This is a genomic window from Teichococcus oryzae (assembly GCF_008386565.1).
Taxonomy (GTDB): Bacteria; Pseudomonadota; Alphaproteobacteria; order Acetobacterales; family Acetobacteraceae; genus Pseudoroseomonas; species Pseudoroseomonas oryzae.
Map to the genome: position 1 here is coordinate 74,280 of NZ_VUKA01000003.1, position 17,224 is coordinate 91,503.

The 17,224-nt window shown below is 70.4% G+C and carries 13 protein-coding genes; 2 read left to right on the forward strand and 11 right to left on the reverse strand.

The window, feature by feature from the left end; genetic code table 11:
* Positions 1 to 62: 62 nt before the first annotated feature.
* The 6 genes from F0Q34_RS09070 to F0Q34_RS09095 form a co-directional block, all read right to left on the reverse strand.
* Positions 63 to 1,235 (reverse strand): hypothetical protein, encoded by a 1,173-nt coding sequence (locus tag F0Q34_RS09070; RefSeq protein WP_149811890.1) that lies wholly within the window; start codon positions 1,233 to 1,235, stop codon positions 63 to 65.
* 222 nt (positions 1,236 to 1,457) lie between these two features.
* Complete coding sequence (locus tag F0Q34_RS09075; RefSeq protein WP_149811891.1) at positions 1,458 to 2,474, reverse strand: threonine ammonia-lyase; 1,017 nt, start codon at positions 2,472 to 2,474, stop codon at positions 1,458 to 1,460.
* Positions 2,475 to 2,528: 54 nt separating this feature from the next.
* Positions 2,529 to 3,809, reverse strand: coding sequence for a D-amino acid dehydrogenase (locus F0Q34_RS09080; RefSeq protein ID WP_149811892.1), 1,281 nt, complete (start codon positions 3,807 to 3,809; stop codon positions 2,529 to 2,531).
* A gap of 217 nt (positions 3,810 to 4,026) precedes the next feature.
* Entirely contained in the window at positions 4,027 to 5,502 is a 1,476-nt protein-coding gene (locus tag F0Q34_RS09085) for a protein adenylyltransferase SelO (protein WP_149811893.1), read from the reverse strand.
* A gap of 78 nt (positions 5,503 to 5,580) precedes the next feature.
* On the reverse strand, positions 5,581 to 8,685 hold the full coding sequence (locus F0Q34_RS09090) for an efflux RND transporter permease subunit (RefSeq protein ID WP_149811894.1): 3,105 nt from the start codon (positions 8,683 to 8,685) through the stop codon (positions 5,581 to 5,583).
* A gap of 28 nt (positions 8,686 to 8,713) precedes the next feature.
* Positions 8,714 to 9,880, reverse strand: coding sequence for an efflux RND transporter periplasmic adaptor subunit (locus tag F0Q34_RS09095; RefSeq protein ID WP_161600809.1), 1,167 nt, complete (start codon positions 9,878 to 9,880; stop codon positions 8,714 to 8,716).
* Positions 9,881 to 10,010: 130 nt separating this feature from the next.
* On the opposite strand from F0Q34_RS09095, the gene F0Q34_RS09100 reads away from it, so the two are divergent.
* Together F0Q34_RS09100 and F0Q34_RS09105 are read left to right on the forward strand one after the other, a co-directional pair.
* Entirely contained in the window at positions 10,011 to 10,655 is a 645-nt protein-coding gene (locus F0Q34_RS09100; protein WP_149811896.1) for a TetR/AcrR family transcriptional regulator, read from the forward strand.
* A gap of 109 nt (positions 10,656 to 10,764) precedes the next feature.
* Positions 10,765 to 11,751, forward strand: coding sequence for a Bug family tripartite tricarboxylate transporter substrate binding protein (locus tag F0Q34_RS09105; RefSeq protein WP_149811897.1), 987 nt, complete (start codon positions 10,765 to 10,767; stop codon positions 11,749 to 11,751).
* Between the two features lie 51 nt (positions 11,752 to 11,802).
* Here the strand turns inward: F0Q34_RS09105 and F0Q34_RS09110 are convergent, their stop codons facing one another.
* From F0Q34_RS09110 to cyoA, 5 genes are all read right to left on the reverse strand, one after another.
* Positions 11,803 to 12,801, reverse strand: coding sequence for a siderophore ABC transporter substrate-binding protein (locus F0Q34_RS09110; protein ID WP_161600810.1), 999 nt, complete (start codon positions 12,799 to 12,801; stop codon positions 11,803 to 11,805).
* A gap of 178 nt (positions 12,802 to 12,979) precedes the next feature.
* Complete coding sequence (cyoD, locus tag F0Q34_RS09115; protein ID WP_149811899.1) at positions 12,980 to 13,363, reverse strand: cytochrome o ubiquinol oxidase subunit IV; 384 nt, start codon at positions 13,361 to 13,363, stop codon at positions 12,980 to 12,982.
* A 2-nt stretch (positions 13,364 to 13,365) separates the two neighbouring features.
* The gene (cyoC, locus tag F0Q34_RS09120) at positions 13,366 to 13,986 is read right to left on the reverse strand and encodes a cytochrome o ubiquinol oxidase subunit III (protein WP_206667982.1); all 621 of its coding nucleotides are present in this window, start codon (positions 13,984 to 13,986) and stop codon (positions 13,366 to 13,368) included.
* Between the two features lie 4 nt (positions 13,987 to 13,990).
* Entirely contained in the window at positions 13,991 to 15,991 is a 2,001-nt protein-coding gene (cyoB, locus tag F0Q34_RS09125; protein ID WP_149811900.1) for a cytochrome o ubiquinol oxidase subunit I, read from the reverse strand.
* A gap of 3 nt (positions 15,992 to 15,994) precedes the next feature.
* Complete coding sequence (gene cyoA / locus F0Q34_RS09130) at positions 15,995 to 17,032, reverse strand: ubiquinol oxidase subunit II (RefSeq protein ID WP_370751147.1); 1,038 nt, start codon at positions 17,030 to 17,032, stop codon at positions 15,995 to 15,997.
* Positions 17,033 to 17,224 lie beyond the last annotated feature (192 nt).

Below are 17,224 nucleotides of genomic sequence, written 5' to 3' on the forward strand. Positions count from 1 at the left end.
CCGGATGCGCGCTGGCAATCCCCGCGCGATCCGCCCCCTGGCGTTCCCGTTCCGGCGTTGGGTCAGTGGCGCTCGCCGGATGCCGCGATGGCCAGGATGTTGAAAGGGGTGCCCTCGATGGCGATTTCGTGCCGCAGCGCGAGGCTGCCGGCATCCAGCACCAGCAGGCGGGATTGCGCGGGGTCCGTCACCGCCACCATCCCGCCGGCGGCTGACAGGCGCGGACGGGCCAGGGCCCAGCCGCCATCCATGGAATAGCGCCGGAGCAGCGGCACGCTGGCCAGGATCTCGCCCTTCAACGTGTCGATGCGGTGGAGCCCGCCATCCTCGGTTATCACGAACATCGATGCGGATCGCTCCGGATCCAGCGCATAGGCCACGCGGCGCGCGGGCAGTTCGACCACCATGAAGCGCCCTGCATCCGGGTCCAGGATGGTCACGGCGTCGGGGCCGAAATCAGCGGCAAACAGGTGGAAGTCGGCGCCCCCGGCCAGGCTCCGCACCATCCGGCCACTGGCGGTGCCCTCCGGATAGGCGACCTTGCGGAAAACCTGGCTGCGCGTGTCCAGCAACAGCACGCCATCCGCGCAGCCCAGGGCGATGACCCGGTTCGAGACGGCTTCCCCATGCAGCATCGGGCAGTCATCGCGGCGCGCGGTTTCCCGCCCCCCGGCATCGAGCAGCACGACGCCGCCCGGACGCGCCCCGGCCGCCGCGGCGTGGCTCACCAGCAGCATCGGCCCGGCCGCGGCGTGGAAGGGATAGGCGAGGCCGTGATGCGCGGCATTGGCACGCAGCGTGACCGGCGCACCCTCCCCCGTCACCACCACCGACCCGTCGCCGTCGAAGAAACTGGCGAGACGTCCGTCGCCGGCGAGAACATGCGACGGCTTCGGACCATGGGCCACGCCAGGGATCAGGCGCGGCCCGGACAAACGGAGATCGGCGTGGTCGCCATGATTCTCCACCGTGATGCCGAGGTCGATGACATCCACCCGCCCCGCCGGCCCCTGCGCTAGCGAGACCTGCCCCGGCGCCGCGCCGCGGCGCAGGCTGCCGGGTGAAGCGGTGTCCAGCCGGCGCAGAATGCGCCCGGTCAGCAGGTCCACGAGGGTGACGCCACCGCGGGCATGATCCGTGATCACGGCGCGGTTGACATAGACCGTTTCCGCCTGAACGGATCCTGGCCCCGCCAGCACCGTCAGGGCCACGGCGATGAAGCTCAGTGCGCGCATCTGCGTTATCCGTAATGTTATAACATAACTATTGTGGAGAATGCAGATGCGCGCAAGAAGCCCCGGCTCAAATTAGCCGTTGCTTCGCCGGATGGCCTGTCAGGATGGCGGAAGCCCATCGCCGCTCCCGCCCGTTCCGCCGCAGGCGCTGCCGCGCGCGAAAGGCCCTTGCCGCCGCGTCCCGGCTTCCTGGCCCCCTCCCGCGCGGCGGCGCCATCGTGGTCAGGTGCCGGACAGCGCTTCCTGGAACAGCGCCGCGTCAACATTGGCGCCGGAGGTCAGCACGGCGAGCACCCGGCCCCTGGCCTCGATCTTGCCGGACAGCACGGCGGCCAGCGCGGCGGCGCCGCCCGGCTCCACCACCAGCCGGAATTCCTCGAAAGCCAGCCGCATCGCCGCCATCGCCTCGGCATCGCTGACGCCGAGCGCGCCGCGAAGATGCCGCCGCGCCACCTCGAAGGTCATCACGCCCGGCGTCGCCGCCAGCAACGCGTCGCAGATGGAAGGCTTCGACACGTCATTGCTTTGCCGCGCGCCGCTGGCGAGGCTGCGGGCCAAGTCGTCATAGTCCTGCGGCTCCACCGCCCAGACCCCGGTGGCGGGGGACAGCGCATGGGCCGCGATGGCGCAGCCCGCCGCCAGCCCGCCGCCCGAGCAGTTCACCAGCAGCGCATCCGGCGCCGCGCCCATCTCCTGGGCCTGCCGCACCATCTCCATCCCCACCGTGCCGGCGCCCGCGATGATGCGGCGATCCTCGAAGGGGGGGATCAGGGTCAGGCCCCGGCTGGCGGCGAGGTCGCGGCCGATCGCCTCGCGGTCCTCGGTGCGGCGGTCATACAGCACCACCTCCGCGCCCCATTCGCGGGTGCGGCGGATCTTGGTGGCGGGCGCGTCCTCGGGCATCACCAGCACGGCCGGGGCGTTGTGGCGGGACGCGGCCCAGGCCACCGCCTGCGCGTGGTTGCCGGAGGAGAAGCCGATCACCCCCCGCGCCCGCGCCGCATCCTCCATCTGCGCGATGAAGTTCCAGGCGCCGCGCGCCTTGAAGCTGCCGGTGCGCTGCAGCCCCTCCGCCTTCAGCAGCAGCCGGCCGCCGAGGAGGCGGTTGACCCGCTCGCTTTCCAGCAGCGGCGTCCGCACCAGCGCCCCGGCGATGCGGCCGGCCGCCGCCTCGATCTCGTCGAAGCCGGGCGGTTGCAGGTGCCAGGGGGTTTCAACGGAAGCGGGGGCATGATCCATGGGGGCCATCCGGTGCTGGGAAGCCACCGGCATAAACCCGGCCGCGCGGGCTGGCTAGGCGGCGCGGCGCGGCAGGCGGTACGGCCCCACCGGGATGGCCGGCTCCCGCCCGGCGATCATCGCCGCCAGCAGGTGGCCGGTGCCGCAGCCGATGGTGAAGCCGAGGCCGCCATGGCCCAGATGCAGCCAGAGCCGGCCAATGCCGCTTTCGCCCAGGATCGGCTTCCAGTCCGGCGTGGCCGGGCGCAGGCCGGCCCAGGGATCGGCGCGGGACCAGTCGCCGCCGGCCGGGAAGGCTTCCACCGCCTGGCGTTGCAGCAGGGCGACGCGGTCTTCCGACAGCCGCGTGCCGAAGCCCACCAGGTCCACCATGCCGGCGACCCGCAGCCGCCCTTCCCGCTCCGCCGTGGCGCCTTCGAGCAGCGCATAGACCGTCTTGTGGTGGGCATCGGTGATGCTGATCTCGGGCGGACAGTCGGAGGAGCGCGTCGGCACCGTCAGGCTGTAGCCCTTCAGCGGGTAGAGCGGCAGGCGCAGGCCGAGCGGCTCCGCAAGCTTCATGGCGCCGATGCCGGAGGACAGCACGAAGGCATCCGCATCCACCAGGCCGCCCGTGGTTTCCGCCGCCTCCACCGCGCCGCCGGCCAGGCGCAGGCCGGTGACCTCGCGGCCGAACAGGAACTGCACGCGGCTGCGCCGGGCCAGGGCATTCTTCAGCGCCAGGCAGAAGGCCAGGGAATCGCCCACCGCCTCCTCCGGGGTGAACACGCCGCCGGCCAGTTCGCCGCCCATGGCCGCCAGGGCCGGCTCCAGCTCCAGGCATTCCCGCGCATCCAGCACCTGCTGCCGCGCGCCTTCCTTCGCCTGCAGCGCCACCACGGCGGCCGCGCCCCGCAGTTCCTCCGCGTCGCGGAACACCACCAGCTTGCCGTTCCGGCGATAGCTGAAATCCAGCCGCTCCCCGGCCATCATCTCCGCCAGCACGTCGCGGCTGTGATAGGCGAGGCGCAGCATGGCGCGGGTGCCGGCCTCGAAATTCTCCGGGCGGGCGGCCCGCAGGAAGCCCAGCAGCCAGCGCCACAGCCGCGGGTCCATCTGCGGCCGGAGGCGGAGCGGCGCCTCGGCATCCAGCATCCAGCCCAGGCCCTTGCGCGGCACGCCGGGCGCCGCCAGCGGCGCCACATAGCTGTAGCTGAGCTGCCCGCCATTGGCGCGGCTGGTGCCGAGGCCGGGGCCGTCCTCCCGGTCCAGCACCACCACCTCGTGGCCATCATCCGCCAGGTGCCAGGCGGCGCACAGCCCGGCGATGCCGGCGCCGATGACGCAAACCTTCATGGCGCGTCCTGCCGCAGCAGGCGGGGGGAGGGAAAGATCGATCTGCGCATATTGCCCTGGCCTTCCGAGGATGCGCTGCCCCGGAGGGCAGAACCGCGCGGCGCGGCGGCGGAATCGCCGCGCCGCGCCCTGGGCCGCCAACCTAGAGCACTTCGCCCCCGCGGTTAATCGGCGCCGGAAGCGGTTCCGCGCCGATCATTCCACGCTGGCCGCCGCCTCAGGTGCCGCAGAAGGTTTGCCGCACTTCCTCGCCCGGCGCGGCGGGCAGGGCGTAATGCTCGAAGCCGGGCTGGTCGTCATAGGGGCGGGCCAGGAGGTCGGCCATTTCGTGGAACAGGGTGAAGTCTTCCCGCTCCACCGCCGCGGCGATGGCGGCCTCGACCCGGTGGTTGCGGGGGATGAAGGCCGGGTTCACCGCGTTCATGGCGGCGCGGCGAGTTTCCGGGGAAGCGCCTTCCCGCTCCAGCCGCCGCCGCCAATCCCCGGCCCAGCCATCAAAGGCGGCCGGATCGCGGAACAGGGCGCGGGCCTGGTCGGCATCGGCGAGGTGGCGGAAGGCCAAGGTGAAATCCGCGCCGTTCTCCGCCATGCGGGTGAGCAGGTCCTGCACCAGGGCGATGTCGCCCTCCTCCTCCGTCAGCAGGCCGAGCTTGCGTCGCAGGCCGGCATGATAGGCGGCCTCGAAGGCCGGCGCGAAGCCGGACAGGGCCTGCTGGGCCCGCTCCACCGCCGCTTCCTCGTCCAGCGCCAGCAGCGGCAGCAGGCATTCGGCCAGCCGCGCCAGGTTCCATTGCACGATGCGCGGCTGGTTGCCGTAGGCGTAGCGGCCGAAGCTGTCGATGGAGCTGAACACCGTCGCCGGGTCATAGGCCTCCATGAAGGCGCAGGGGCCGAAATCGATGGTTTCGCCGGAAATGCTGGTGTTGTCGGTGTTCATCACGCCGTGCACGAAGCCGACCAGCAGCCATTGCGCGACAAGCGCCGCCTGCCGCCGCACCACGCCGGCGAAGAAGGCCTGCGCCGGGTTCTCCGCCTCGGCCGCCAGCGGGTCGTGCCGGGCGATGGCGTAGTCCAGCAGGATGCGAAGCCCCTCCTCGTCCCGCCGGGCGGCGAAATACTGGAAGGTGCCGACGCGGAGATGGCTGGCGGCGACGCGGGTGAACACGCCGCCCGGCAATTCCCGCTCGCGCAGCACCGTCTCGCCCGTGGTCACGGCGGCCAGGGCCCGGGTCGCCGGAATGCCGAGCGCCGCCATGGCTTCGCTGACAAGGTATTCGCGCAGCACCGGGCCCAGCGCGGCGCGGCCATCGCCGCGGCGCGAGAACGGCGTCGGGCCGGAACCCTTCAGCTGGATGTCGCGGCGGGTGCCATCCGGCGCCACCTGCTCACCCAGCAGGATGGCCCGGCCATCGCCGAGCTGCGGCACGAAGCCGCCGAACTGGTGGCCGGCATAGGCCATGGCCAGCGGTATCCCCCCTTCCGGCACGCGGTTGCCGGCGAGCACCGCGACGCCCTCGGGCGAGCGCAGCGCCTCCGGGTCCAGCCCGAGTTGCTCCGCCAGCGCCGCGTTCACCCGCACCAGCTTCGGCGCGGCCACCGGCGTCGGGTCCAGCCGGGCATAGAAGCGCCCTGGCAGGCGGGCATAGGAATTGTCGAAGCGGAAGCGCGGCTCAGTGGCGGTGATGGCATCCATGCAGCGGCAGATTGGGCCGGGATGGACGCGTAACAAGTGGGGCCGGCACCGGGCCGTGCCGGACCCCTTCCCCTGCCATCAGGCCGCCCGCGCCCGGCGCCCGCGGACCAGGCGCAGCGCCCAGCCCCCGAAATCGTCCACCACCGTATAAACCACCGGCACCACCACCAGGCTCAGCAGGGTCGAGGTGATCAGCCCGCCGATCACCACCAGCGCCATCGGCGACCGGAACTCGGAATCCGCGCCGATGCCGGCGGCGATGTGGACCATGCCGGCGGTCATGGCGATGGTGGTCATGATGATGGGGCGGGCCCGCTTGCGCGCCGCCTCGAACAGCGCCTCGGTCCGGGAATGGCCGGCGCGGCGGGATTCGATGGCGTATTCCACCAGCAGGATGGAGTTCTTGGCAACGATGCCCATCAGCATCAGCACGCCGATCACCGCCGACACGCTGAGCGCGCCGCCAGCCAGCAGCAGCGCCATCAGCGCGCCGCCAAGAGACAGCGGCAAGGCCGACATGATGGTCAGGGGCTGCAGGAAGCCGCCGAACAGCAGCACCAGCACGATGTAGATCAGCAGCACGCCGGAACCGAGCGCGAGGACGAAGCCGGAGAACAGCTCGGCCATCACCTCCACATCCCCCACCGGCTGTTCCCGCACGCCGGGCGGCAGGTCGCGCATGATCGGAAGCTGCGCCACCAGCGCCGTCGCCTCGCCCAGCGGCATGCCGTTCAGCTCGGCCTGCACCGTCGCCTTGCGGGTACGGTCCAGCCGGTCGATCTGTGCGGGGCCAGCGCCGTGGCGGATCTCGGCCACCGCTTCCAGCGGCACCGCCATATCGGCCCGGCCGGCGACGCGCAGGGAGCGCAGGGCTGCCAGATCGTCGCGCGCGGCCTCGTCCAGCATGACGCGGATCGGGATCTGCCGGTCGGGCAGGTTGAAGCGCGCCAGGTTCTGGTCGATGTCGCCGATCGTCGCGATGCGCGCCGTCATGCCAATCGCAGCGGCCGACACGCCAAGCTCGGCGGCGCGCGCCTCCAGCGGCGCGATCTGCAGTTCCGGCCGCTCCAGGCTGGCGGTGGAGCGGGCGCCGGACAGCGCCGGGATGCCGCGCATCTGCCGCTCCAGCTCCCGCGCCGCGCCGGCCAGGGTGGCGGCATCGTCGCCCACCAGCGTGATTTCAGCCTTGGAGCCGCTCATGCCGTCGGCGCCGAACCGCACCCGAACGCCGGGGATGGCTTCGAGCTGCGGGCGCAGCGCCGCCTCGAATTGCTGCTGCTTCAGGTTCCGTTCCCCGCGCGGCTTCAGCGTGACGATCAGGTTGGCGTTGCGCGGATCGCCCTGCGCCGTGGAGCTACCCATGCCGGGCCCGCCCACCACGCTGGAGGTGCCGAGCGAGGCGAAGACGGATTCCACCTCCGGCCGCGCCTTCAGGATGGCGGTGGCGCGCTGCACGGCGGCGTCGGTGTCGGCCAGGGTCGCGCCCGGCTCCAGCTCCAGCGCCACGGCGGAGCGGCCCCGGTCGGCGGCGGGAATGAAGTCGGAGGGGATCAGCGGCACCAGCGCCAGGGACAGCGCGAAGAAGCCTGTGGCGGCGCCCAGCGTCACCCAGCGATGCTTCAGGCACCAGCCGAGCAGCGACAGATAGCGGCGGCCGACCGCGCCTTCCCCCACCTCATCGGCATGCGCGCCCTGCGGCGGCTTCAGCAGGTAGGCGCCCATCAGCGGCGTCAGCAGCCGCGCGACCACCAGCGAGAAGAACACCGCCGCCGCCACGGTCAGGCCGAACTGGCGGAAGAACTGGCCGGGAATGCCGGGCATGAAGGCGACCGGCACGAACACGGCCAGGATGGCGCCGGTGGTGGCCATCACCGCCAGCCCGATCTCGGCCGAGGCATCCAGCGCCGCGCGGAAGGCGCCGCGTTCCGGATGGGCGCGCAGGTGGCGGACGATGTTCTCGATCTCGACGATCGCATCGTCGACCAGCACGCCGACCACCAGCGTCAGCCCGAGCAGCGTCACGTTGCTCAGCGCGTAGCCGAGCCAGTGCAGCACAAGGAAGGTCGGGATCAGCGACAGCGGCATGGCGACGCTCGCCACCATGGTGGCGCGCCAGTCGCGCAGGAACAGCCACACCACCAGCACGGCCAGCAGCGTGCCGACCAGCAGCGCCTCCAGCGCGCCATGGTAGCCGGCCTCGACAAAGGCGACGGTGGAGGTGACGCGGCGGATCTCGGTGCCCGGATGCGCCGCCTGCAACGCCTCGACGCGCTTCGCCACGGCCTCCGCCACCGCGACCTCAGAGGAGCCGCGGGTGCGCATCACCTCGAACGCCACCACCGGCAGGCCGTCCAGCCGCGCGGCGGTGCGGATCTCGGCGGTGCTGTCGGATACCTCGGCGATCTCCTCCAGCCGCGCGGTGCGGCCGCCGGGCAGGATGATCGGCCGCGCCCGCAGCGCCTCGACGCTGGGGGCCGAGCCCAGGGTGCGGATGCTCTGCTCGCTCTGCCCCAGCATGCCGCGGCCGGCGGGCAGGTTGATGTTGGCGTCGCGCAGCTGCTGGTTCACCTGAAGCGCGGTGATGCCGAGCGCCAGCAGGCGGTCGGGCTTCAGCGCCACGCGGATCTCGCGCTCGACGCCGCCCACGAGGTTGACCTCGGCCACGCCGGGAATGGCCAGCAGCGACTTCGCCACCGTGTCGGTGATGAACCAGGAAAGCTGTTCCGTGCTCATCGCCGGATTGGCGACGGTGTAGGTGACGATGGCGCCCCCCGTCACCTCGATGCGGCTGACAATGGGGTCGCGGATCGCCGCCGGCAGGTCGGCGCGGATCTGCGACACCTTGTCGCGCACGTCATTGGTGGCGCGGTCCACATCCTTGCCGAGGTTGAACTCGATCACGGTGGTGGAGGTGCCGTCATTGACGATGGACGTCATGTGCTTGACGTCGCCGAGGCCGGAAACGGCATCCTCCACCCGCCGCGTCACCTGGGTCTCGAGCTCTGAGGGTGCCGCGCCGGGCTGCATCACCGTGACCACCACGGCCGGCAGGTCGATGTCCGGCGTGTTGTTGATGCGCAGCGTCGGAAAGGCGACCAGCCCGGCCAGCGTCAGCAGCAGGAACAGCACAAAGGTCGGGATCGGGTTGCGGATCGCCCAGGCGGAGATGTTGCGGTGTTCCATGATCGGCCTCCCCTGGGGCACCGGTTCTTCAGCGCGGCGCGGCGACACGGACGCGGTCGCCATCGGACAGGAAGCCGGCGCCGGAGGCCACCACCCGCTCCCCCGCCGACAGGCCGGCGGTCACCGCCACCAGCCCGTCCTGGCGGATGCCGGGCACCACCTCCCGCGCCGCCACGCGGTCCCCGCCCTCGGGCACGACGAAGGCAGTGGCCTGTCCGCCGCGATACACCACCGCTTCCTGCGGCACGGCCAGGCTGGGCGCGGCACCGGGGCGGAACTCGGCGCGGGCGAACATACCGGGGCGCAGCCCGGAATCCGCCGGCAACTCCACATGCACAATGCCAAGCCGCGTATCCCCCGCCACCGTGGGCGCCACGGCGCGGATGCGGGCGGCGATCTCCCGCTCGCCATGCAGCACGCGCACCGGCTGGCCGGGCTGCAGCGGGGCGAGGTCGAGTTCCGGCACGCGGGCATCCAGTTCCAGCCGGCCGTCGCGGATCAGCCGCACCATCTCCTGCCCGGGCTGCGCCACGGCGCCCGGCAGCACGGAACGGCGCGCCACGATGCCGTCATGCGGCGCCACGATGCGGGCCTGGGCCAGCCGCGCTTCCGCCTCCTGCTGGCGGGCCCGGGCGGCGAGCAGCCTCGCCTCGGCCTGTTGCACGGCGGATTGCCGCTGTTCCAGGATTTCCCGCGCCATATTGCCCGTGCGCGCCAATTCGCTGGCGCGGCGCAGGTCGCGGCCGGCGATGGACAGGGCGGCCTCCGCCTCCGCCAGGGCGGCGCGGGCCTGGGCCAGTTGCGCGGCGGGCAGCGCGGCGTCGAACTCGACCAGCATCTGGCCCTGGCGCACCTGGTCACCTTCCTCCACCGGCACGGCGAGAACGCGCAGGCCGCTGGTTTCGGCGCCGATCACCAGCTCCTGCCAGGCCACCACGGAGCCATCGCCGATGATGACCCGCGCCAGCTCCCGGCGCTGCACGGGCGCCAGCGTGACGGTCAGGGCGGGCGCCGCCTCGGGCGCGGGCACATCCGCCAGGGCCGAGGAAGGCGGCTGGGACGGCGCGCGCAGCCAGTTCGCGCCACCGGCCGCCGCCAGGCCGAACAGCACAAGCCCCGCCAGCCAGATCCTGCGCCGCCGGCGCGGGGGTGCCGAGGGGCTGAGAAGGGTTCGGTCTTGGACCTGGTCCGGCATGCTCTGGGGCCTGGAAGGGATCAAGGGGAAGATTGTCTTATTGACCATTTAGTCAATAGAGCATCATTCTTGGGGCGTGGCGGCCCTGCGGTCAAGGCCGCTTCCCGAGACCGGCAACACAGGCATCACCTTGGACGAAGCGCTTCCCTCTCCGCCTTCCCGCCGCCGCCTGCCACCCACCGAGCGTGGCCCGCAGATCCTCGAAGCCGCGCTGGAGGAGTTCTCGGCCCGCGGCTTCGCCGGCGCCCGCATGGCCGAGGTCGCGCGCCGCGCCGGCATCGCCAAGGGCCTGATCTACCACTACTTTCTGTCCAAGACCGCGCTGTTCGAGGCGGTGGTCCGCGATTGCACCCGTGCCGATTTCGAGGCGGCCGAGCGGCAGCTGAACCAGCACACCGGTCCCTTCAGCGAATTGCTCGCCGGCATGCTGGAGCTGGGCTACCGCGCCGTGTGCCAGGATGCGCGGGACCGGGTGATGTTCCGCCTGATTATCGCCGAGGCGGCGAACGTGCCGGAACTGGCCCGCTTCTACCGGGCGGAAATGCTGGAACGCAGCACCGGCATCGCCCGCCGCCTGCTGGCCGCCGGCGCGGCGAGCGGCGAGTTCCGCCCCGAGGTGAACGCCCCTGGCTTCGCCGAGGTGGTGCTGGCCCCCGTGCTGATGCTGGCGGTGTGGCGCATCATCCTGGGCGATGCCGAGGCGCCGGATGCCGGTGCCATGCGGGCCGCGCATCGCGACCTGCTGCTGGCCGCGCTGCTGCGCCCCTCAAGCTGAGGCTCCGGGCGGAGGCCCCTGGCCGGAACGGCGACGCTGACGCATGATCCATCCGGGCGCCTTCCGGCGCTCCCATGCAAGCAAGCAGATATCCCAAGGGAGTTCCTCCATGATCCGACGCCGTGGGCTGCTCGGTGCCGCCGCGCTGGCTGCCAGTCCCCTGCCGCTGCGGGCTCAGGGCAACACACAAGGCAACTGGCCAGACCGCCCGGTCCGGCTGATCGTGCCCTACCCGCCCGGCGGCTCCACCGACGTGATCGCCCGGCTTTACGCCGAGCGCCTGGGAACGCTGCTCGGCCAGCCGGTGGTGGTGGAGAACAGGCCGGGCGCCAGCGGCAATATCGGCACCGACACGGTGGCCAAGGCGGCGCCGGATGGCAGCACCCTCGGCGTGGCCAATGTCAGCGGACTGGCCATCAACCCCTTCCTGTTCGACAGCATGCCCTTCGACCCGGCGCGCGACCTCGTCACGCTCGGCATGGTCTATGAGATGCCCAATGTCGCGGTGGTGGCGGCGGGCCGGTCCCCGGCGCGGACCCTGGCCGAGTTCATCGCCTGGGCGCGCGAAAGGCCGCAGGGGATCACCTATGGCTCCACCGGCATCGGCCAGACGACGCATCTGTCGAGCGCGCTGCTGTTCGGCCGCACCAAGGTGGAGGCCACGCATGTGCCCTATCGCGGCGCGTCGCAGACCATTCCGGCGCTGCTGGCGGGCGATGTGGATTTCACCCTCGACAACCTCGCCTCCTATATCCCGCTGATCAAGGAAGGCCGCATCCGCGCCCTGGCGGTGACCAGCGCCGCGCGCTGGCCCACCTTGCCCGATGTGCCCACCATGGCCGAGGCGGGGCTGCTGGATTTCGTGGTCACGGTATGGGGCACCCTGATCGCGCCCGCCGGCACGCCGCCAGCGGTGGTGCAGCGGGTGAACGCCGCCCTGCGGCAGATCGCCGCCGATCCCGCCTTCCAGCAGCGCCTGCTGGACGGTGGCGCCCTGGCCCTGTCCAGCACGCCGGAGGAAGCGGTGGCCCGCATCGACCGGGAACGGCCGATGTGGCGGGACCTGGTGCGGACCTCCGGCGCCAAGGCCGGCTGAGGCCGAACCCGGCCCGGCGCATGCGCCGGGCCGGGCGGAGCCCGATCGCGCTCAGCCCAGCACGCGGGAGAACTGCGCCACGGCGGAGCGCAGCGCGGTGATGCCGTTGCCGGCCAGGTACCAGGCCGGCGCATCGAGCATCACCAACTGCTGGCGCCGCCAGGCGGTGGTGCCGCGCACGGCCTCGCTGGCCGCCAGGCGGGTATTCGCCACGGCCTCCCCTCCGGTGGCGGCCGGACGGTCGAGCGCGAAGATCCAGTCCGGATTGCGGCGCAGCGCCGACAACAGGAAGCTGGCCTGGGCGGCGCCGGCCTCGCGGCGCGCCTGCGCCTGCGCCGCGGCCTCTGGGCTTCCTTCGGCGGCGGCCTGGGCCGGCGCGGCCGGTGCCTCCTCCGCCGCCACAACCGGGCGGATGCCGAACAGGTCGTACATATAGCCGAAGCGGCCGCCCGGCGGCTGCACCGACATGCCCTGCCCCGCGACGAACAGCATCAGCCCGGTGCCGGCCCCGGCCGATCTGGCGTGCAGCGCCGCCCTTTCCCCCGCAAAGGCGGCGAGAAGGCCCTCGGCCTCCGCCTCACGCCCGAGCACCTGGCCGAGCGAGCGGAGATTGCGCTCCACATCCGCGAGGAAATGCGTCGGCCGGGCGCTGAGGTCGAGGGTCGGCGCGATGGCGCTGAGGGCCTCGAACTGGCGGCTGGAGCGGCCGCCCACCAGGATCAGGTCAGGCCGGGCGGCGCGCAGGGCATCGAGATCGGGCTCGAACAGCGTCCCGACGCGCGGATAGGTGTCGGCCTCGAAGCCGGAAAGATAGGACGGCATACGAACCGCGGGCACCGCCGCGACGCCGGCGCCCAGCGCCTGCAACATGTCGAGCGCGCCGAGGTCATAGCTGACGATGCGGCGCGGCGGAGCGGACAGGCGGGCCTCGCCCTGGGCATGCGGAACAACCATGCCCCCGTTCCGGGCGCAGGCGGCCAGCCCCGCGGGGATCAGCGCGAGGCCAAGCACGCCGCGCAAGGCGGAACGGCGAGAAGCGAAGCGGATCATCTGGGTTTCCCTGTTCGGACACCGCGGCTTTCCCCCCAATGAGGAAGCGCGGCACGGTTTTTCGCGGGTTAATGCAAGTTCCTCGCAATCGCAATACAAGGGCGGCACGCAGATGACGTGAAAAGGGCCGGAACACGCCCATGGCATGGTCTGGCCCTTCCTTTCCGGCGCAGCGGCCTCAGTGGGCCGGCATCGGCATGGGAACCATCATGTAATAGTTCATGTTGTGCATGACCCAGATCGAGCCGGCCATGACGATGCCCACCACGATCGCGGTGAACACCAGGGCGACCAGGTTCCAGCGCTCGCCTTCGCCGGTCTTCAGGTGCAGGAAGTAGATCAGGTGAACCACCATCTGCACCACGGCCGCGCCGAGGACGATCGCCACCGTCGCGGTCCTGGGCAGGAACTCCCCCATCACCAGGGCGAAGGGGATCACCGTCAGGACCAGGGCCAGGATGAAGCCCTTGCGGTAGGACGCCGCGCTGCCATGCGCCTGCGCGGCCTGCGCCGCCGAGGGATCGGGCCCGGGGCGCGCGGGATGTCGGGAAGCGGTGGCCATGGTCAAAGGGCTCCCATCAGGTAGACGATGGTGAAGACGCCGATCCAGATGATGTCCAGGAAGTGCCAGAACATGCTGAGGCAGTTCAGGCGCGTCAGGTTGGTGTCGGTCAGCCCGTCCTTCATCACATGCGCCATCATCGTCGCCAGCCAGATCATACCGAAGGCGACGTGCAGGCCATGCGTGCCGACCAGGGTGAAGAAGGCCGACAGGAAGGCGCTGGTGCCCGGCGCCGCGCCCATCTGGATCAGGTGGTTGAACTCATACAACTCCATCGCCAGGAAGCCGGCGCCGAGCAGGAAGGTGGCGATGAACCAGCGCATCGCCCGCGGCCGGTCCTGCCCCACCGCCGCCAGCATCCCGAAGCCGAAGGTGACGGAGGACAGCAGCAGCAGAAAGGTTTCGGCCAGCACGAAGGACAGGTCGAACAGCTCCGCCCCGGTCGGGCCGTTGGCCGTGGCGGGGCTGAGCACCGCATAGGCCGCGAAAAGCGCCGCGAACAGGATGCAGTCGCTCATCAGGTAGATCCAGAACCCCAGCGCGGTGGTGGGGCCTGCGTCGTGATGCGCCTCCCGCGCCGAATGGCTGGCATGGGCCTGCGCGTTCATGGCATGTGCGGACATCGGATCAGGCCCCCACCAGTTCCGCCGGGGAACGCTGCGCCTGCCTCAGCCGCGCCGCGTGCTCCCGCTCGAATGCCTCGATCGTTTCGGGCGAAACCTCATAGCCATCGCTGGCCGTGAAGGAATGGATGATGGGCGTGACGATGATGCCGAGCAGGCTCACCGCCGCCAGCCACCAGATGTGCCACACCAGGGCGAAGCCGAGCACGGTGGAGATGGCGCCGACCACCACGCCGGTCGCCGTGTTGCTCGGCATGTGGATGGGCCTGAAGTCATGCGTCTTCGGCGACAGGCCCTGTTCCTTCATGTCCCAGTAGGCGTCGATGTCGCGCACATGCGGGGTTTCGGCGAAGTTGTAGAACGGCGCCGGGGAAGCGATGGCCCATTCCAGCGTGCGGCCGCCCCAGGGGTCGCCCGTCAGGTCGCGGTTCTTCTCGCGGTCGCGGATGCTGACCCAGAGCTGGATCGCCTGGCAGGCGATGCCCGCCATGATCACCAGAACGCCGAGCAGCGCGACATACAGATAGGGCGTCCAGAGCGGATTGTCCGAATGGTTCATGCGCCGCGTCATGCCCAGGAAGCCGAGCGCGTAGAGCGGCATGAACGCCAGGTAGAAGCCGCCCAGCCAGCACCAGAAGGAGCGCTTGCCCCATTTCTCGTCGAGCTTGATGCCGGTGGCCTTCGGGAACCAGTAGACGAAGCCGGCGAAGCAGCCGAACAGCACGCCGCCGATGATGACGTTGTGGAAATGCGCCACCAGGAACAGCGAGTTGTGCAGCACGAAATTGGCGCCCGGCACCGCCAGCAGCACGCCGGTCATGCCGCCGATGACGAAGGTGATGATGAATCCGATGGTCCACATCACCGGCGTCTCCAGCCGCACGCGGCCGCGATACATGGTGAACAGCCAGTTGAACACCTTCACCCCAGTCGGGATCGAGATCAGCATGGTCGTGATGCCGAAGAAGGCATTCACGTTGGCGCCCGATCCCATGGTGAAGAAGTGGTGCAGCCAGACGATGAAGGACAGCACGGTGATGCACACCGTGGCCCAGACCAGCGCGGTGTAGCCGAACAGCCGCTTGGTCGAGAAGGTGGAGATGATCTCGGAGAATACGCCGAACACCGGCAGGATCAGGATGTAGACCTCCGGATGGCCCCAGATCCAGATCAGGTTGATGTACATCATGGCGTTGCCGCCGGCGTCATTGGTGAAGAAGTGGAAGCCCAGGTAGCGGTCCACCGTCAGCATCGCCAGCGTCGCCGCCAGCACCGGGAAGGCCGCCACGATCAGCATGTTGGAGCAGAGCGAGGTCCAGGCGAAGATCGGCATGCGGAACATGGTCATGCCCGGCGCGCGCATCTGCAGGATGGTGGCGATCATGTTCACGCCGGCCAGCGTGGTGCCGACGCCCGAGATCTGCAGCGACCAGATGTAATAATCGACGCCGACGCCGGGGCTGTATTGCAGGCCCGACAGCGGCGGGAAGGCCAGCCACCCGGTCTTGGCGAATTCCCCGACGCCGAGCGAGATGTTGATCAGCGCGGCGCCGGCGGCCGTCAGCCAGAAGCTGAGATTGTTCAGCATCGGGAAGGCGACGTCGCGCGCGCCGATCTGCAACGGCACCACCAGGTTCATCAGCCCGACGATGAACGGCATGGCCACGAAGAAGATCATGATCACGCCATGCGCGGTGAAGATCTGGTCGTAATGGTCGGGCGGCAGGTACCCCGCGGCGCCGGCCGTGGCCATCGCCTGCTGCAGGCGCATCATCAGCGCGTCGGAAAAGCCGCGCAGCAGCATCACCACCGCGAGGATGACGTACATGATGCCGATGTTCTTGTGGTCGACCGAGGTCAGCCACTCCTTCCACAGCCAGGTCCAACGGCCGGCCCGGGTGATCCATGCCGCGAGCGCCAGGCCGGCCAGCCCGGTGACGCCCAGCGCGACCATGATGATGGGATCGTGGAAGGGAACGGCGTCGAGGGTGAGCTTACCGAGCATGGCCTACTCCTTGTGCCCGACATGGCCATGGGCGCCGGCATCGGCGGCCCGCATGGCGTGGCCTTCATGGCCTTCATGGCCCTCGGCATGTCCCCCGGCATGGGGGCTGGCCGGCGCGGCGGGGTCCGCCGCGGCAGGGGGATGCATCAGCATGCCAGGGGCGCTGTGATGCAGGATGGCGCCGAAGATCGAGGGCGTGACGTTTCCGTAATAGGCAACCGGGTTGTTCTCGCTCGGCTCCGCCAGGCGCTCATAGGCGGCCATGTCGAGCGTGGCGCCGCTGGCCCGCACCTTTTCCACCCAGGCGTCGAAGCCGGCCTGGTCGGTGGAATGGGCCTTGAACTTCATGCCCGAGAAGCCGGCGCCGCTGTAATGGGACGACATGCCGTCATAGATGCCGTCCTCGCTCGACAGCAGGGCCAGCTTGGTGGTCATGCCGGCCATGGAATAGATCATGCTGCCGAGCCGCGGGATGAAGAACGCGTTCATCACGCTGCCGGAGGTGATGTGGAACTGCACCGGCACGTTGGTCGGCATCGCCATCTCGTTGACGGTGGCGATGCCCAGTTCGGGATAGATGAACAGCCATTTCCAGTCGAGCGACACCACCTGCACCTGCACCGGCGGCACCTCCGCCTCGATCGGCTTGTAGGGGTCGAGCTCGTGCGTCGTTTTCCAGGTGATGATCGCCAGGAACAGGATGATCACGCAGGGGATCGCCCACACCACCGCCTCGATCCTGGTGGAATGGTCCCAGTTGGGCTCGTAGCGGGCGGCCTTGTTGGAGGCGCGGTACCGCCAGGCGAACCAGATCGTCATGCCGATCACCGGCACCACGACCAGCAGCATCATCCAGGTGGCCGTCCAGATCAGCGACCGCTCGGCCAGGCCGATCGGGCCTTTCGGGTCCAGCACGCCGCCCGCGCATCCTGTCAGAAGCAGCGCCAGGCAAGATGGCAGCAGCGCATGCCTGGAATGTTTGAACCAGCTTCGCATCCACGATCCCATCGCCAAACGGGCCGCAACGCCGCGCATGCGCATCGCTGCACCGGCCGCACGCGGCCGCGCCCCGAAATTCCGCTGTTTCGATCATGGACGTTGGGTGGGCTTTAGCGGGCCGCGTCGTCCGGACGGAAAGTTGCCTGCACAGCATTGCCGTTTTGCGGACGGCAGCCACTGGCGAACGCCTTTTCCCGGCGCATGACGGGCCATGCCCTGGTTTCAGGATGACTA

What these genes read in the sequence shown, in the direction of transcription:
- F0Q34_RS09070 (WP_149811890.1), bottom strand. Translation starts at nt 1,235, where the DNA reads ATGCGCGCACTGAGCTTCATCGCCGTGGCCCTGACGGTGCTGGCGGGG.
- F0Q34_RS09075 (WP_149811891.1), bottom strand. Translation starts at nt 2,474, where the DNA reads ATGGATCATGCCCCCGCTTCCGTTGAAACCCCCTGGCACCTGCAACCG.
- F0Q34_RS09080 (WP_149811892.1), bottom strand. Translation starts at nt 3,809, where the DNA reads ATGAAGGTTTGCGTCATCGGCGCCGGCATCGCCGGGCTGTGCGCCGCC.
- F0Q34_RS09085 (WP_149811893.1), bottom strand. Translation starts at nt 5,502, where the DNA reads ATGGATGCCATCACCGCCACTGAGCCGCGCTTCCGCTTCGACAATTCC.
- F0Q34_RS09090 (WP_149811894.1), bottom strand. Translation starts at nt 8,685, where the DNA reads ATGGAACACCGCAACATCTCCGCCTGGGCGATCCGCAACCCGATCCCG.
- F0Q34_RS09095 (WP_161600809.1), bottom strand. Translation starts at nt 9,880, where the DNA reads ATGCCGGACCAGGTCCAAGACCGAACCCTTCTCAGCCCCTCGGCACCC.
- F0Q34_RS09105 (WP_149811897.1), top strand. Translation starts at nt 10,765, where the DNA reads ATGATCCGACGCCGTGGGCTGCTCGGTGCCGCCGCGCTGGCTGCCAGT.
- F0Q34_RS09110 (WP_161600810.1), bottom strand. Translation starts at nt 12,801, where the DNA reads ATGATCCGCTTCGCTTCTCGCCGTTCCGCCTTGCGCGGCGTGCTTGGC.
- cyoD (WP_149811899.1), bottom strand. Translation starts at nt 13,363, where the DNA reads ATGGCCACCGCTTCCCGACATCCCGCGCGCCCCGGGCCCGATCCCTCG.
- cyoC (WP_206667982.1), bottom strand. Translation starts at nt 13,986, where the DNA reads ATGTCCGCACATGCCATGAACGCGCAGGCCCATGCCAGCCATTCGGCG.
- cyoB (WP_149811900.1), bottom strand. Translation starts at nt 15,991, where the DNA reads ATGCTCGGTAAGCTCACCCTCGACGCCGTTCCCTTCCACGATCCCATC.
- cyoA (WP_370751147.1), bottom strand. Translation starts at nt 17,032, where the DNA reads ATGCGCATGCGCGGCGTTGCGGCCCGTTTGGCGATGGGATCGTGGATG.